Annotated in this window: 12 protein-coding genes; 2 read left to right on the forward strand and 10 right to left on the reverse strand. The window is 66.3% G+C overall.

Features of this window, described 5'->3' with window-relative positions; translation table 11 throughout:
- Positions 1-11: 11 nt before the first annotated feature.
- Positions 12-1,331: an MFS transporter gene (locus tag AC1DOQ_RS04580; RefSeq protein ID WP_477360972.1), complete on the reverse strand. Its 1,320-nt coding sequence runs from the start codon at positions 1,329-1,331 to the stop codon at positions 12-14.
- A 166-nt stretch (positions 1,332-1,497) separates the two neighbouring features.
- Positions 1,498-2,406, reverse strand: a complete 909-nt coding sequence (locus tag AC1DOQ_RS04585; RefSeq protein WP_477360720.1) for a LysR family transcriptional regulator — start codon at positions 2,404-2,406, stop codon at positions 1,498-1,500.
- Positions 2,407-2,564: 158 nt separating this feature from the next.
- Between AC1DOQ_RS04585 and cysS the strand changes: the two genes are divergently transcribed.
- A complete protein-coding gene (gene cysS, locus AC1DOQ_RS04590; RefSeq protein ID WP_477360722.1) occupies positions 2,565-3,974 on the forward strand; it encodes a cysteine--tRNA ligase in 1,410 nt (469 codons plus the stop codon).
- A 124-nt stretch (positions 3,975-4,098) separates the two neighbouring features.
- A complete protein-coding gene (locus tag AC1DOQ_RS04595) occupies positions 4,099-4,518 on the forward strand; it encodes a hypothetical protein (RefSeq protein ID WP_477360724.1) in 420 nt (139 codons plus the stop codon).
- A gap of 56 nt (positions 4,519-4,574) precedes the next feature.
- Here AC1DOQ_RS04595 and AC1DOQ_RS04600 read toward each other — a convergent pair whose 3' ends face one another.
- From AC1DOQ_RS04600 to clsB, 8 genes are all read right to left on the reverse strand, one after another.
- Positions 4,575-6,389: an FAD-binding oxidoreductase gene (locus AC1DOQ_RS04600; RefSeq protein ID WP_477360726.1), complete on the reverse strand. Its 1,815-nt coding sequence runs from the start codon at positions 6,387-6,389 to the stop codon at positions 4,575-4,577.
- Between the two features lie 125 nt (positions 6,390-6,514).
- Complete coding sequence (locus AC1DOQ_RS04605; RefSeq protein WP_477360728.1) at positions 6,515-7,288, reverse strand: enoyl-CoA hydratase; 774 nt, start codon at positions 7,286-7,288, stop codon at positions 6,515-6,517.
- A 100-nt stretch (positions 7,289-7,388) separates the two neighbouring features.
- The gene (locus tag AC1DOQ_RS04610) at positions 7,389-8,585 is read right to left on the reverse strand and encodes an acetyl-CoA C-acyltransferase (protein WP_477360730.1); all 1,197 of its coding nucleotides are present in this window, start codon (positions 8,583-8,585) and stop codon (positions 7,389-7,391) included.
- A 28-nt stretch (positions 8,586-8,613) separates the two neighbouring features.
- Positions 8,614-11,010, reverse strand: a complete 2,397-nt coding sequence (locus AC1DOQ_RS04615; protein ID WP_477360732.1) for a 3-hydroxyacyl-CoA dehydrogenase/enoyl-CoA hydratase family protein — start codon at positions 11,008-11,010, stop codon at positions 8,614-8,616.
- Positions 11,011-11,132: 122 nt separating this feature from the next.
- The gene (locus tag AC1DOQ_RS04620; protein ID WP_477360734.1) at positions 11,133-12,923 is read right to left on the reverse strand and encodes an acyl-CoA dehydrogenase C-terminal domain-containing protein; all 1,791 of its coding nucleotides are present in this window, start codon (positions 12,921-12,923) and stop codon (positions 11,133-11,135) included.
- A gap of 38 nt (positions 12,924-12,961) precedes the next feature.
- Positions 12,962-13,558 carry a TetR/AcrR family transcriptional regulator gene (locus AC1DOQ_RS04625; RefSeq protein ID WP_477360974.1) on the reverse strand — a complete coding sequence of 199 codons (597 nt, stop codon included), beginning with the start codon at positions 13,556-13,558 and terminating at the stop codon, positions 12,962-12,964.
- A 220-nt stretch (positions 13,559-13,778) separates the two neighbouring features.
- On the reverse strand, positions 13,779-14,165 hold the full coding sequence (locus AC1DOQ_RS04630) for an RNA-binding S4 domain-containing protein (RefSeq protein WP_477360736.1): 387 nt from the start codon (positions 14,163-14,165) through the stop codon (positions 13,779-13,781).
- 18 nt (positions 14,166-14,183) lie between these two features.
- Positions 14,184-15,344 carry a cardiolipin synthase ClsB gene (gene clsB, locus AC1DOQ_RS04635; protein WP_477360738.1) on the reverse strand — a complete coding sequence of 387 codons (1,161 nt, stop codon included), beginning with the start codon at positions 15,342-15,344 and terminating at the stop codon, positions 14,184-14,186.
- Positions 15,345-15,346 lie beyond the last annotated feature (2 nt).

Below are 15,346 nucleotides of genomic sequence, written 5' to 3' on the forward strand. Positions count from 1 at the left end.
GTCGTCCCTCTTCAATGTTCGGATTGTTCGCGCCGGCGCAGCCGCTCGGGCATGCCGAAGGCCAGGATGGCCGCGCACACCAGGCTCAGGCCGGCGATCGCATACAGCGCCGGCGTGGTGCTGCCGGTGACGTCCTTGATGCGCCCGACCATCACCGGGCTGACGATGCCGCCCAGCTGGCCCAGCGTGTTGATCAGTGCGATGCCGCCGGCCGCGCCGGCACCGCTCACCAGCTTGGGCGGCAGCGCCCAGAACGCCGGGATCGACGCTACCACGCCGGCGCCCATCACGGCCAGCGCCGCCAGCAGCAGGGCCGGCTGGTGGTCGAACAGGCCGGCGCAGCAGAAGCCGGCGGCGCCCAGCAGCACCAGGCCGATCACGAATTTGCGGCGCTCGCCGCTGGCGTCCGAGATCCGGCCGACCAGCACCATCGCGATCGCGCCGCACAGGTAGGGCACGGCGGTGAGCAGGCCGATCATGGTCGGGTTGGTGGTGCCGGCGCTGCGGATCATGTGCGGCGCCCAGAAATTCAGGCCGTAGGAACTCACCTGGATCAGGAAGTAGACCAGGCCCAGGGTCAGGAAACCGGGCGTCTTGAGCGCGCCCAGCAGCGAATGGCTGCCGATCTGGCGGTTCTGCTCGGCGATGCGCGCGGCCAGCAGGCTGCGCTCCTGGGGCGTGAGCCATTGGGCATCCTCGATCCTGTCCTTCAGCGACAGGAATACCACGGCGCCCAGCGCCACGCACGGCAGGCCGCCCACCAGGAACAGCCAGTGCCAGCCGGCCATGCCCAGCGCGCCGTCCATGTGGCCCAGCACCAGGCCGGCGGCGGGCGCGCCGACCAGGCCGGAAAAGGCCGAGGCCAGGAACAGCATCGAAGTGATGCGGCCGCGGTAGGCGGTCGGGAACCACAGCGTCAGGAAATACAGCACGCCGGGCGCGAACCCGGCTTCCATGGCGCCGATGAGGAAGCGCAGCACATAGAACTGCCACTCGGTCTGTACCAGCGCCATCAGGGCGGTGGCGATGCCCCAGGACACCATGATGCGGGCGATCCAGCGGCGCGCCCCGACCTTGTACAGCATCATATTGCTGGGCACCTCGAACAGCACGTAGCCGACCGAGAACAGGCCGGCGCCCAGGCCATAGGCGGTGTCGGACAGCGACAGGCTGTTCTGCAGCGCGAACTTGGCGAAACTGATGTTGATGCGGTCGAAGAAGGCGAAGAGATAGCAGACCATGATCAGCGGCATGATGCGCCATGCCACTTTTGCCACGATCTGCGCTTCGCTTGGAACGGCCACGGAGGCCGCGCCGGCGGGGGCGGACATAATTTTGCTCATGTTGTCTCCGGATAGGGTGTCGTCGAATGACCCGGCGCGCTCATGCTGCATGGCGCGCTTTTGGTGTTGTGGATCGATTCTGGCACTCCCGGCCCGGATGGCGGAATGACCAAGACGCGAACCCGGCTTTCGCGTTTCGCGAAAGCCGGCGCGCTCAGCGTCCGGGCGGGGGCGAAGCGGCGAGGTGCTCGACCAGCATCCGTGCATGGCGCGGCAGGGTCGCCAGGTCGCGCACGCCGATCAGGAGCTGGCGCCGCGCCCATGCGTCCTGGAGCGGGATCTGGCGCAGGTTCAGCGAGCGCACCAGCGCCCGCACGGCATCCGCCGGCAGTACCGCCACGCCCAGTCCTGCCGCCACCATCTGGCACATGGCGTCGAAGCTGCGCACCTGGATCCGCAACTTGAGGCGCTGGCCCATGGCCTCGGTCTCGGCCTGCAGGCGCTGTGCCAGCGAGGTTCCCTGCGACAGGCTGACGAAGTCGAATTCGGCGGCTTCCGCGAAATGCAGGGATCGACGCCGCGCCAGCGCATGCCCGCTTGGTGCCACCAGCACCAGCCGGTCTTCGCGGTAGGGCATCAGTTGCAGGCCGAGGGCCGGGGTACGGTCGGCAAAGATGCCGATATCGGCCCGGCCCTCCAGCACGCCGAGCACGATCTCGCCACTGTTGAGTTCCGCCAGTTCGATGCGGATCGCCGGCGTGGCGCGCGCAAAGGCGGCGATGTCGGCCGGCAGGAACTGGGTGATGGCCGAGGTATTCGCCCACAGGCGCGCCACGCCGACGATGCCGTTCGCGTGGTCGCGCAGCTCGGCCGCCAGCAGGTTGACGTCGCCGAGGATGCGCTGGGCATGGCGGGCCAGCGCCTCGCCGGCGGCGGTGATGGTGATGCCGCGCGAATGCCGCTCCAGCAGCCCCGCGCCGACCGCCGCCTCGAGGTCGGAGATGCGCTTGCTGGCCGCCCCGACCGCCAGGTTGGCCAGCTGCGCGCCCTTGCTGATGCTGCCGGAGCGCACCACGTGCATGAACAGGGAAAGCGAGACGAGATCGAGGCGGTGCAGGTTCATGCCGACATGCTACACTGAACGGATGTTCAATCGATCCTTCCACCACGGAGTGTGTTACCGCAGGCCATAGAAGCCTGCCGATTGCATTGTCACATCCACAGATTCCATGGCCACAGCGAGAACCGTCTCCTGTGGCCTTTTTCATTTCCGGAGACCCGATGACACTCAAGCTGTACGACACCTGGGAGCGGCGCCTGCGTCCATTCGCCCCCCTCGAACCCGGCCGCGCCGGCCTGTACGCCTGCGGCCCCACGGTCTACGACCATGCCCACATCGGCAACCTGCGCACCTACCTGTTCGGCGACACCTTGCGCCGCGTGCTGCGGCTGAACGGCATCGAGGTGAGGCACGTCGTCAACATCACCGACGTCGGCCACCTGACCTCGGACGCCGACCTGGGCGAGGACAAGATGGAAAAGGGAAGCCGGCGCACCGGCCGCAGCGCCTGGGACATCGCCGCCTTCTACACGGATGCCTTCCAGCGCGACCTGGAGCGCCTGCGCATCCTGCCGCCGACCGTCTGGGCGCGCGCCACCGACCACATTCCCGAGCAGATCGCCTTCATCCTGGACATCGAGCGGGCCGGATTTACTTACCGGACCGCGGACGGTATCTACTTCGACACCACGCGCCTGGAACGCTATGGCCACCTGGCCCGGCTCGACATCGCCGGACTGCAGGCGGGCCACCGCGTCGATCCGGGCGAGAAGCGCTCGCCCACCGACTTCGCGCTGTGGAAGTTCAGCGGCGCCGAGCAAAGGCAGATGGAATGGGACAGCCCCTGGGGCCGCGGCTTCCCCGGCTGGCACATCGAGTGCTCGGCGATGTCGACGCGCTACCTGGGCACCCTGTTCGACATCCACATCGGCGGCGAAGACCACGTGCCGGTCCACCACTCGAACGAGATCGCCCAGCACGAGGCCTGCCACGGCCATCCGCCGGCGCGCTACTGGCTGCACGGCGCCTTTTTGCGGCTGCAGGATAGTGAAAAAATGAGCGACAAGATGTCGAAGTCGGACGGCAGCTTCATCCGCCTGGAGTCCCTGGTCGAGCGCGGCTTCGATCCCCTGGCCTATCGCTACCTTGCCCTGACCGCGCATTACCGCTCGAAGCTGGTGTTTTCGTGGACGGCGCTGGAGGCGGCGCAGACGGCGCTCGGACGCTTGCGCCTTGCTTACCATGGGCTGCCTTCGGGAGGTGTAGTGGATCCGGCTTATCGCGAGCGCATGCTGGCCGAGCTGAACGACGACCTGAATACGCCGAGGGCGCTGGCACTGGCATGGGAGGTATTGAAATCCGGGCTGCCGGGTGCGGTGCAGAAAGCGACGCTGGACTGGCTGGACGAGGTGCTCGGGTTGGGACTGGATATCTGGCGGCCCGAGACGCATGCCGTGCCGGACGCGGTGCTGGCGCTGGTCGAAGCACGCCGGCAAGCACGCCTCGACAAGCGCTGGGCCGATGCCGACGCCTTGCGGACCGCGATCGAAGACCAGGGTTTCATCGTGCGCGACACGGCCGGGGGTTCCTTCGCGGCGCCGAAAGCGGCCACTCTCCCGGTTACCGATTGATACGCCTCTTACAGACGCGTCGGCAGATCCGCGGATGTCGGATGACATACTGTATGTACGAGTGCGCACAGAACTGTCCAGCTCAGCGCGCTAGCATTCGTCATCGATAGAACGGGAGGAAAATATGAACATCGCACACCGACACATCGTCCGCATTGCCGCCGTGCTGGCCTTGGCCGCCGCGTCCACCGGCGCATTCGCCCAGAGCGCCGAATACCGCCGCGGCTACGACGACGGTTACGCAGCAGGGCAGCGCGACGCCCGCAACGGTCCGGGCGTCGCGGACGGTTCGATGCCCTGGGGACGCCTGCACATCGAGGAGGCCGAGTATGGCGTGCGCGACGCAAGCTGCAACGCGCGCCGCAGCGTACGCGACCAGGTCGAGCGCAACCGCGGCTTCGTCACCGCCAACGACCAGTTGTGCGGCGACCCGGCGCCGAACCAGCAGAAGCGCCTGCGCGTGGTCTACCGTTGCGGCGACAGCGCACCGGCACGCGCCTACGCACGCCAGGGCGAAAGGCTGCGCCTGAGCTGCCGCGGCTGAAGCCCGGCCGCTGAAGCCCCTATGCAGGCCTGCGGCGAAGCGGGCCTGCCTCGGCTTCAGGTTGATCCCAGGCGCGTAAAACCGTCGGCGCTCCAGTCTTCGCTGCCGACGCCATGATGGACAAAAAACAGGCCGTCCGGATCGACCTTCGACTTGATCGCCCGTAGTCTTGCGTAGTTTGCGCCCCAGTATTCGCGCTGCCAGTCACGGTTGAAGTAGTTGCTTTCCGAAACGTAGGACCCCGAATTCGGCGCGATCCTGCGCAGTTCGGCGGCCGCCAGGTCAATGGTGCGGGCGTTCCTGCGCGCGGCGGCCAGGTCGACGGCCGGCCGCGCGTGGCCCGGATAGGCGGGCGGCTGCTCCCCGTCGGCGATGATGACGAGCGTGAAGGCGTCAAGCACCGCCGGATTGGTCGCGGTCTGCCGGGCCGCGGCGCGTACCTCGTCCGGTGCGCCCGCCAGACCCTTGCCGATGTGCAGCCGCACCATCTGGTGGCGGCTCGCCGCGAACAGCGCCTCCGCCAGCGACTGCCGGCGTTCCGCCTGCAACAGGGCTGCGGGCAGCCATAGCGAGTCGTAGCCGTACAGGAACACGCCGACCTCGCCCTGGTCGCCCTTCCCCCAGGCGTGGTGCCGGGGGGCGCCTGCGCGCGGGTCGCGGATATAGGTCGACGCGCGCTTGTCCAGGTCCCACCAGCTGCGCGCATCCCAGGCCCAGGCGCCGGGCGAGGCCAGTTCGAAATCCTGCGGCGACGCCTTTACCCAGTCGAAGAAGGGCTGCCATGCCGCTTGCGTCTGCTCGGGGCTGAGGCCCTGGCTGACCATGTCGATGTCGAGAACGTTGTCCGGCCTGAAGTGCACGTGCTCGCCCCAGTGCGGATTGAACAAGGTCTCGCGGTAGAAGGCGACGAAGCGGGTGATCAGGCGCGCGAACGCCTCGCTCGAGCGCGCCCTCACTTCGCCCCATGCGGCGCCGAAGTGGCGCGGCAGTTCGTGGGTGCGCAAGGTGACCCGGGTGACCACGCCGAAGGTGCCGCCGCCCCCGCCCTTGAGCGCCCAGAACAGCTCGGGATCCTGGCAGGCATTGACCACCCGAACGCGTCCATCGGCGGTGACGATTTCGGCTTCGAGCAGGCCGGCCGCCGCCGTGCCGAAACCTTTCGAGAAGGCGTTGAAGCCACCGCTCTGCACCAGGCCGGCCACGCCGACGGTGGTGCAGCTGCCGCCCTGGACGTAACGGCCGCCTTCGGTCGTGACGGCGTGATACAGGTCCATCCACATTGCGCCGGCGCCCGCGCTGACGGCCGGCACGGGCTCGGCGCGGCCAGCGCAACCCTGACCGACGAAGGCTTCGTGCAGCGTGACCTGGTTCATCGCGCGGGTCCAGATCAGCAAGGAGTCGGGTGCGTTCGAGGTGCCCAGGTAGCTATGCCCGCCGCCCTTGACCACCAGGCGCAAGCGGTTCTCGCGGGCGAAATCGATGGCGGCGGCAACGTCGCCGGCATGGCGCGCCTTGACGGCGTAGGCGCTCGGCGCGGGCGACCAGGCGTCCAGCCATCCCGAGTTCTCGGTGCCGCCCGGCTGGTCGCCGAGCCAGTAGGGATTGCCGATGTTTTTATGCGCCTCGCCGCAGGCGGCGCCGTCCGGATCGGCCGCGCAACCTTGAAACAGCGCGCGAACCTTGAGCAGCTTACCGCCGACGGTCTCGTCGAGCCTGGCCCAGCTGGCGGCGCTCGGCCATGCGGCGTCCTGGGGTCGTACGCGCCGATAGAGGAATGTCGCCGGCGCGCTATCGGCCGATGCCGTCTTCGAGAACGGCAGCGTGCCGGCCGCGGCCACGGCCAGCGACGACAGAAAGTCTCTTCTTTTCAAGGATGCCTCACATTCGGACACGAATGCCGGCAAGCTTAGCGAAGCGCGTCCCCGGCGGCCAAGCAAATGTGGCGAACCGGGCGCCGCCTGGGGCGAACCGGATCCGGTTCGCCGCGAGGATACGTTCAGTCGAACTTGCTGAAATCCGGCTTGCGCTTCTCGAAGAAGGCCGTGAACGCCTCCTTCGCCTCCGCCCCCACCAGCATCGCACTGAAGCGCTCGTTCTCGGCCGCGATGGTTTCCTTGACCAGCGCCGCGCGCGAACGCTTCATCAGCGCCTTGGTGGTGCGGATCGAGGCGGCCGGCAGCTTGACCAGCTTGGCCGCCTGGCCCTGGGCGAAGGCCAGCAGCTCGCCGGCCGGCAGCACTTTCGCGACGATGCCCATCTCGAAGGCTTCCTGGGCCAGGAAGGCTTCGCCCAGCATCAGCTTTTCGGCGGCGCGGGTGTAGCCGGCCGCTTGCTGGACCAGCAGCGACGATGCGAATTCCGGGCACAGGCCCAGCTGGCTGAAGGGCATCGAGAACTTGGCGGTGTCGGCGGCATAGACCAGGTCGCAGTGCATCAACATGGTGGTGCCGATGCCGACGGCCGCGCCGCTGACGGCCGCGATCACCGGCTTGCTGCAGCCTTCCAGCGCCTGCATGAACTGGAAGACCGGGCGGGTCTCGGTCATCGCGCCTTCGCCGACGTTGTTGAGGAAGTCGTCGAGGTCGTTACCGGCGGTGAAGATCTCGGGCTTGCCGGTGATGAGGATGGCACGCACGGCGCTGTCCTGGTCGGCGTTGCGCAGGGCTTCGGCCATGGTGGTGTACATGGCGCCGGTGATGGCGTTCTTGCGCTCCGGGCGGTTGAATTCGATGGTCAGGATGCCGTTGGCGGTGATGGTCTGGATGTCCATTCAGGAGGTCTCCTTTATTGTGAAAAGGGCGCTGCAGATGTACCGACAGCGCCCTTCTTTGCATTGTAGGGTGGGCACTCCGTGCCCACCCTACCGACGATTACACGCGCTCGATGATACCCGCAGCGCCCATGCCGGCGCCGACGCACATGGTGACCATGCCGTACTTCAGGTTGTTGCGGCGCAGCGCGTGGACCACGGTGGCGGCGCGGATGGCGCCGGTCGCACCCAGCGGGTGGCCGAGGGCGATCGCGCCGCCCATCGGGTTGACCTTGCTGGTGTCCAGGTTCAGGTCGCGGATCACGGCCAGCGCCTGGGCGGCGAAGGCTTCGTTCAGTTCGATCCAGTCCAACTGGTCCTGGGTGATGCCTGCGGCAGCCAGGGCTGCGGGAATCGCGACCTTCGGGCCGATGCCCATGATCTCCGGCGGCACGCCGCGCACGGCGAAGGACGAGAACTTGGCCAGCGGGGTCAGGTTGTGCTCCTTCAGGATCTTCTCGCTGACGACGATCAGCGCGCCGGCGCCGTCCGACATCTGCGAGGAGGTCGCGGCGGTGACCGAGCCCTTGGCGGCGAACACCGGCTTCAGCTTGGCCATGCCTTCCATGCTGGCGYCGGCGCGCGGGCCTTCGTCCAGGTCGACGGTGCGGCGCTTGACGTCGATCTCGCCGGTCGCCAGGTTCGGCGTGCGGGTCACGATCTCGACCGGGGTGATCTCGTCCTTGAAGAAGCCGGCCTGCTGGGCGGCGATGGCCTTGCGGTGCGATTCCAGGCCGAAGGCGTCCTGGTCTTCGCGGCTCACCTTCCACTGGGCGGCGACCTTCTCGGCGGTCAGGCCCATGCCGTAGGCCAGGCCGACGTTCTCGTCGTCGAACACGCGCATGTTGATCGACGGGTGGTGGCCCATCATCGGCACCATCGACATCGATTCGACGCCGCCGGCGATCATGACGTCGGCTTCACCGACGCGGATGCGGTCGGCGGCCATCGCCAGGGCGGTGATGCCCGAGGCGCAGTAGCGGTTGACGGTGACGCCGCCGACGGTGTTCGGCAGGCCGGCCATGACGACGGCCTGGCGCGCCACGTTGAAGCCCTGCTCGGCTTCCGGGAAGGAGCAGCCGACGATGGCGTCGACGATCAGGGCCGGGTCCAGGTTCGGCACGGCGGCCATGGCGCCCTTGATCGCGGCGATCAGCAGGTCGTCCGGACGGGTCTTGTTGAAGAAGCCGCGCGGCGCCTTGCCGATCGGGGTGCGGGTCGCTGCGACGATGTATGCGTCTTGAAGTTGTTTGCTCATGTCAGTAGTCCTTATGGTCGGCGACCGCTTAGTTGCGTACCGGCTTACCGGTCTGCATCATGCCCATGATGCGTTCCTGGGTCTTCGGATTGTTCAGCAGCGAGATGAAGGCCTTGCGCTCCATGTCCAGCAGCCACTGCTCGGAGACGTAGCTGCCCTGGTCGATGTCGCCGCCGGTGACGATCTCGGCGATGGTGTCGCCCAGGTGGTAGTCATAGGCCGAGATGAAGCCGCCGTCGCGCATGTTGACCAGCTGGCCGCGGATGGTCGCCCAGCCGTAGCGGCCGGTGACCGGGACCGGGCGGCGCAGCGGTGCGCGGTAGCCGGCGTCGAACATCGAACGCGCGGTGACCTTCGCCACGTGCAGCAACTCGTACGGGTTGAAGACGATGACGTCGTCTTCCTTCAGGTAGCCCATGGCCTTCGCTTCCAGCGCCGATTTCGATACCTGCGCGGTGGCCGCGTTGGTGAAGCCGGTCTTCAGGAATTGCAGGATGTCGTTGCCCTTGGCTTCGTTGGCGGCGCGTACGGCCGCTTCCTTCAGGCCGCCGCCGGCCGGGACCAGGCCGACGCCGACTTCGACCAGGCCGATATAGGACTCGATCGAGGCCACGCGCTTCGACGCGTGCAGCGCCATCTCGCAGCCGCCGCCCAGGGCCAGGCCGGCCACGGCCGCCACCACCGGGATGTTCGAGTACTTCATGGCCATGAAGGTGTCCTGCAGCTCGCGCACGATCGGCTCCATCGCCTTCGCGCCGCCGGTCATGAAGGCCGGCAGGGCCGATTGCAGGTCGGCGCCGGCCGAGAAGGCACCGCCTTCGGCTGCGTCGGTATTCCAGATCACCAGGCCCTTGTAGCCCTTTTCCGCCTCTTCCAGGCCACGCTTGATGCCCTTGATGACGCCGTCGCCGATCACGTGCATCTTGGTCTTCAGCGAGATGACCAGCACTTCATCGTCCGAGTGCCACAGGCGTACCGAGTCGTCCTCGAACACGGTGGTGCCGGCGGTCTTCGGATCGACCGTGGTGCTGCCGACGACCGGCGCGCGGAACTGCTGGCGCTCGTAGACCGGCAGGTCGGACACCGGCACATAGGCGTTCTTCGAGACCGAGTAGGAACCCTCGGCGGTGTGCACGCCCTTATCAAGCACCGGTGCGCTGAACACCCAGGCCGGGAGCGGTGCGTTCGACAGGGCCTTGCCGGCCTCGATGTCTTCCTTCACCCACTGGGCAATGGTGTTCCAGCCGGCGGCCTGCCAGGTCTCGAACGGGCCGACGCTCCAGCCGAAGCCCCAGCGCATCGCGAAGTCGATGTCGCGTGCGTTGTCGGCAATCGACTCCAGGTGGAAGGCGATGTAATGGAAGGCGTCGCGGAAGATCGCCCACAGGAACTGCGCCTGCGGGTTGGTCGATTCGCGCATCGCCTTGAATTTCTTGACCGGATCCTTCTCTTTCAGGATGCGCGCGACGATGTCGGCCGCCTTGGCGCCGCCCGGCACGTATTCGCCGGTGGCGAAGTCCAGGCGCATGATGTCCTTGCCGACCTTCTTGTAGAAGCCGGCGCCGGCCTTCTGGCCCAGCGCGCCCTTCTCGATCAGCTTGGACAGTACGGCCGGGGTCTGGTAGACGCTGAAGAAAGGATCGTCCTTCAGGTTGTCCTGCATGGTCTTGATCACGTGGCCCATGGTGTCCAGGCCGACCACGTCCGCGGTGCGGAAGGTGCCCGACTTGGCGCGTCCCAGCTTGGCGCCGGTCAGGTCGTCGACCACGTCCACCGACAGGCCGAACTTCTCGGCTTCATGGATGGTGGCCAGCATGCCGAAGATGCCGACGCGGTTGGCGATGAAGTTCGGGGTGTCCTTGGCGCGCACCACGCCCTTGCCCAGGGTCGAGGTCAGGAAGGTCTCGAGCTGGTCGAGGATTGCCAGGCGGGTAGCCGCGGTCGGAATCAGCTCGACCAGGTGCATGTAGCGCGGCGGGTTGAAGAAGTGGACGCCGCAAAAGCGCGCCTTCAGGTTGTCGTCGAAGCCGTCGGCCAGCTTCTCGATCGACAGGCCCGAGGTGTTCGAGGCGAAGATGGCGTTGGCGCCGATGTGCGGCGCGACCTTCTTATACAGGTCGTGCTTCCAGTCCATGCGCTCGGCGATGGCTTCGATGATCAGGTCGCAGCCGGCCAGCACGTCGAGGTTGTCCTCGTAGTTGGCGACTTCGATCAGGCTTGCATCTTCCTTGTTGCCCAGCGGGGCCGGCGACAGCTTCTTGAGGTTCTCGATGGCCTTCAGGACGATGCCGTTCTTGTTGCCCTCTTTGGCAGGCAGGTCGAACAGCACGACCGGGACCTTGGCGTTGACGCAGTGCGCGGCAATCTGCGCGCCCATCACGCCGGCGCCCAGCACGGCGACTTTCTTGACGATGAAGTTGGACATGTAATGTATTCCTTGTTTGATCGTCGTTCCCGCGAAGGCGGGAACCCAAGTTCGTCGATCTGCCGAAAACTTGGGTCCCCGCCTGCGCGGGGACGACGGTTAGTCAACGTGATGGTGCTTGTTTAGAACAGGTCTGCATCCAGCGCCAGCAGGTTCGCCGAACCCGAACGCGCCTGACGGATCAGCATCGCGGTCTCCGGGTACAGGCGGCCGAAGTAGAAGCGTGCCGTTGCCAGCTTGGCTTCGTAGAACTTGTCGCCGGAATCCTTCTTCTCCAGTGCGATCTTCGCCATCTGCGCGAAGAAGTAGCTGAACACCAGGTGGCCGACCACGCGCAGGTAAGGCACGGCGGCGGCGCCGACTTCGTCCTGGTTCTGGAAGGCCTTCATGCCGATTTCCATGGTCAGCTTGGTGACCTTCTCGCCCAGTTCGCCCAGCGGGGTGACGAATTCGCTCAGCGACTCGTCCAGGCCGTTGTCTTCCACGAAGGCCTTGATCTTCTCGCCGAAGGCGCGCAGCTTGGCGCCGTTGTCCATCAGGATCTTACGGCCCAGCAGGTCCAGCGACTGGATGGTGTTGGTGCCTTCGTAGATCATGTTGATGCGGGCGTCGCGCACGTACTGCTCCATGCCCCACTCGCTGATGTAGCCGTGGCCGCCGTACACCTGCATCGCTTCCGAGGTGGCGATCCAGCCGTTGTCGGTGATGAAGGCCTTGACGATCGGGGTCAGCAGCGCGACTTCGCCGGCGGCTTCCTTGCGCACTTCTTCGTCCGGGTGGTTCAGTTCGCGGTCGATCTGCAGCGCCACGTAGGAGGTCAGCGCGCGCGCGCCTTCGGCATAGGCCTTGGCGGTCAGCAGCATGCGGCGCACGTCCGGGTGCACGATGATCGGGTCGGCCGGCTTGTCCGGTGCCTTCGGGCCCGACAGCGAACGCATCTGGATGCGGTCTTTCGCATACACCAGCGCGTTCTGGTAGGCGACTTCGGTCAGGCCCAGCGACTGCATGCCGACGCCCAGGCGGGCGGCGTTCATGAACACGAACATCGCGTTCAGGCCCTTGTGCGGCTGGCCGATCAGGGTGCCGACCGCGCCGTCCAGGTTCATCTGGCAGGTGGCGTTGCCGTGGATGCCCATCTTTTCTTCGATGGCGCCGCAGAAGATCGGGTTGCGTTCGCCCGGCTGGCCGTCGGCGTTCGGCAGGAACTTCGGCACCAGGAACAGCGAGATGCCCTTGCTGCCTTCCGGTGCGTCCGGCAGGCGCGCCAGCACCAGGTGGACGATGTTTTCCGACATGTCGTGCTCGCCGGCCGAGATGAAGATCTTCGAGCCGGTGATCTTGTAGGTGCCGTCGGCTTGCGGCTCGGCCTTCGAGCGCAGCAGGCCCAGGTCGGTGCCGCAGTGGGCTTCGGTCAGGCACATGGTGCCGGTCCACTCGCCCGAGGCCAGCTTCGGCAGGTAGAACTTCTTCTGGTCTTCGGTGCCGTGCTCCTTCAGGCACTCGTAAGCGCCGTGCGACAGGCCGGGGTACATCGACCAGGCCTGGTTCGACGAGTTCAGCATCTCGTAGAAGGAGTTGTTCAGCGCCACCGGCAGGCCCTGGCCGCCGTATTCCGGATCGCAGGCCAGCGCGGCCCAGCCGCCTTCCACGTACTGCTTGTAGGCTTCCTTGAAGCCCTTCGGCGTGGTGACGGTCTTGGTCGCGGCGTCGTAGTGGCAGCCTTCGCGGTCGCCGGAGTGGTTCAGGGGGAACAGCACTTCCTGCGTGAACTTCGCGCCTTCTTCGAGCACCTGGTTGATGATGTCGGCGTCGATCTCCTGGTACGCCGGCAGGCTCTTGAACTCTTCGGTGACGTTCAGGAATTCATGCAGAACGAACTGCATATCCCGGATTGGCGCGACGTACTGACCCATGTTGTTCTCCTGACGAAGGTAATGATTGTGTGTGGTGATTACTTTGCGGGATTGCGGTAATTCTCGATCAGGCGCGCAAAACCGCGGTGTGCGCGGTCGGGGGCGCCGGGAATGCGCAGGAAGCGGGCATCGTGGTGCACCGCCAGCACCAGGCCGTACATCTCGTACACCAGCTGCTGGGGATCGGTGTCGGCTTTCAGGTCGCCGCAGTCGACGGCCTGCTGGGCGCAGCGCACCAGGGCGTTCTGCCAGATCTGCACCATGCCGACCAGCTCGTCGCGGATCGGTCCCGGACGGTCGTCGTACTCGACGGCGCCGCTGATGTAGATGCAGCCCGACGCGATCTCGACGGAGACGCGCTTGAGCCAGTGCTTGAACATCGCCTCCAGGCGCGGCAAGCCACGCGGCTCCTTCACGCTGGGGAAGAAGATTTCCTGTTCGAAGCGGCGGTGGTAAAGTTTCAGCACTTCGATCTGCAGGTCTTCCCGCGAACCGAAGTGGGCGAACACGCCCGATTTGCTCATGTTCATGCGATCGGCCAGCAGGCCGATCGTGAGGCCCTCGAGGCCGTCGCGGCTGGCGAGTTCGAGCGCAACGTCGAGAATCGCTGCACGCGTCATCTCGCCCTTGCGCATGACCATGGATTTGGCTGAAGTATTGATACGATGCTCCCAGTGGATCGAGAAAAATCCGAACGCTCGTACTATTATCTACCAGCCTGGAAATGTCAAACGGGAAGTTTAGAGGCGCGGTTCTAGTAGGGTGGGCACACCGTGCCCACGCGTAACGCTAGAACAGCCAACTACCCCGCCGGCCTCGCGTGGGCACGGTATGCCCACGCCGGCCGCGCCCACCCTACGAATCCCCAGCCCGTTCGATGGCGCGGCGGTCGCGCTTGGTCGGCCTGCCCTTGATCGTGCTGCCGGGTTCCGGGAACAGGCGGCGAGCTTCCTGGTCGTTCGCGCGCTTCTGGATGCTGACTTCCGTTTCGCGGTAGAGCGCCTGCGCCACCGGGGCCGGGCCGCGGGTGCCGGACAGGCCCTGCACGATGACTTCCCAGCGGGTCGACCCGTTGTCGATGAGGAGCTTGTCGCCCACCTTCACGGCGCGCGCCGGCTTGACGTTCTCGGCGTTGATCTTGATCCGTCCCCGGTCGACCGCTTCCGCCGCCAGCGAGCGCGTCTTGAAGAAGCGCGCCGCCCACAGCCATTTGTCGATCCGTACGTTCTCGTTTTCGCTCATAAATCTCGGTGTGTCTGTTCAGGCATAGCCGATCGTAAAGATCCGCATCGTCAGTTTATACAAAAGATAGGCCATTTCGTGGCCGGTGCGGCGCACCCAACCAAGTTGCCTCAAATCATCGAGCCCGACCGGCACACCTTCGGCGATGCCACGCTCGATCTGCTTCGCCATGCTGGAGGCGAAGGCGGCGTCGCGCACCACCACATTGGCTTCCTGGTTCACGAACAGCGACAGGGCATCGCAATTGCTGGACCCTACCGTGGCCCAGTCGTGATCGACCACCGCCACCTTGGCATGCAGCTGGGTCCGGCGGTACTCGACGATGCGCACGCCGGCCGCCAGCAGCTGCGGATAGAAGGAACCCGCCACCGCGTCCTGCATGCGGAATTCGCCGACGCCGATCAGGAGGCAGACGTCGACGCCGCGCCGCGCCGCCTGCGCCAGCGCCTGGCGGAACTTGAGCCCCGGCGCAAAGTACGGCGTGGCCATCAGCACGCGCTTGCGGGCGCGGCCGATCGCCTGCAGGTAGGCGCGCTGGATGGTGCGGCGGTTGCGCAGGTTGTCGCGCACCACGAAGCCGGCGCGCATCGGATGCTCGCCCAGCCCCGGCGCCTGCTTGCGGGTTTCCTTGAACAGGTGGTAGCGGTGCTTGATGTTCAGGTGGCCGGCGCGGGTCCACTGGGCCTGGGATTCGCGGTGGATGCGCTCCACCAGCGGGCCGCGCACGCGCACCGCGAAATCCCAGCGCGGCGCCGGCAGCGGCTCGTAGGGCGCGTAGTCGCACAGCGAATCGTCATTGGTGTTGATGCCGCCCACGAACGCCGTCTGGCCGTCGATCACCGCGATCTTGCGGTGGCTGCGCGCCACGCCGCGCCGGAACCAGGGGTTGAACATGCGGTAGTGCACGCAATGTTTGGCGAACTCCTCGCCGAGCCGGCAGGCGACCCGGCGCCCGGTCCCGAACCAGTCGACCAGCACCCTCACCTTGACGTCGCGCTTCGCGGCGCGGATCAGGGCATCGGTGACGGCGCGCGCGGTCTCGTCCTCGGCGTAGATATAGGTCTCGTAGAGGACCTCGTGCTTCGCGGAATCAATCGCGGCCAGTAATTCCCTAAAATAGTTGCCGCCGCTTTCCAACAGTTTGACGTCGTTGTTGCCGACGTAGGACACCGTTCGCATGG

The sequence above is a fragment of the Massilia sp. 01N417 genome, from assembly GCF_056399645.1.

Coding starts and splice junctions, on each gene's coding strand:
- AC1DOQ_RS04580 (WP_477360972.1), bottom strand. CDS start 1,331: ATGTCCGCCCCCGCCGGCGCGGCCTCCGTGGCCGTTCCAAGCGAAGCG.
- AC1DOQ_RS04585 (WP_477360720.1), bottom strand. CDS start 2,406: ATGAACCTGCACCGCCTCGATCTCGTCTCGCTTTCCCTGTTCATGCAC.
- cysS (WP_477360722.1), top strand. CDS start 2,565: ATGACACTCAAGCTGTACGACACCTGGGAGCGGCGCCTGCGTCCATTC.
- AC1DOQ_RS04595 (WP_477360724.1), top strand. CDS start 4,099: ATGAACATCGCACACCGACACATCGTCCGCATTGCCGCCGTGCTGGCC.
- AC1DOQ_RS04605 (WP_477360728.1), bottom strand. CDS start 7,288: ATGGACATCCAGACCATCACCGCCAACGGCATCCTGACCATCGAATTC.
- AC1DOQ_RS04615 (WP_477360732.1), bottom strand. CDS start 11,010: ATGTCCAACTTCATCGTCAAGAAAGTCGCCGTGCTGGGCGCCGGCGTG.
- AC1DOQ_RS04620 (WP_477360734.1), bottom strand. CDS start 12,923: ATGGGTCAGTACGTCGCGCCAATCCGGGATATGCAGTTCGTTCTGCAT.
- AC1DOQ_RS04625 (WP_477360974.1), bottom strand. CDS start 13,558: ATGCGCAAGGGCGAGATGACGCGTGCAGCGATTCTCGACGTTGCGCTC.
- AC1DOQ_RS04630 (WP_477360736.1), bottom strand. CDS start 14,165: ATGAGCGAAAACGAGAACGTACGGATCGACAAATGGCTGTGGGCGGCG.
- clsB (WP_477360738.1), bottom strand. CDS start 15,344: ATGCGAACGGTGTCCTACGTCGGCAACAACGACGTCAAACTGTTGGAA.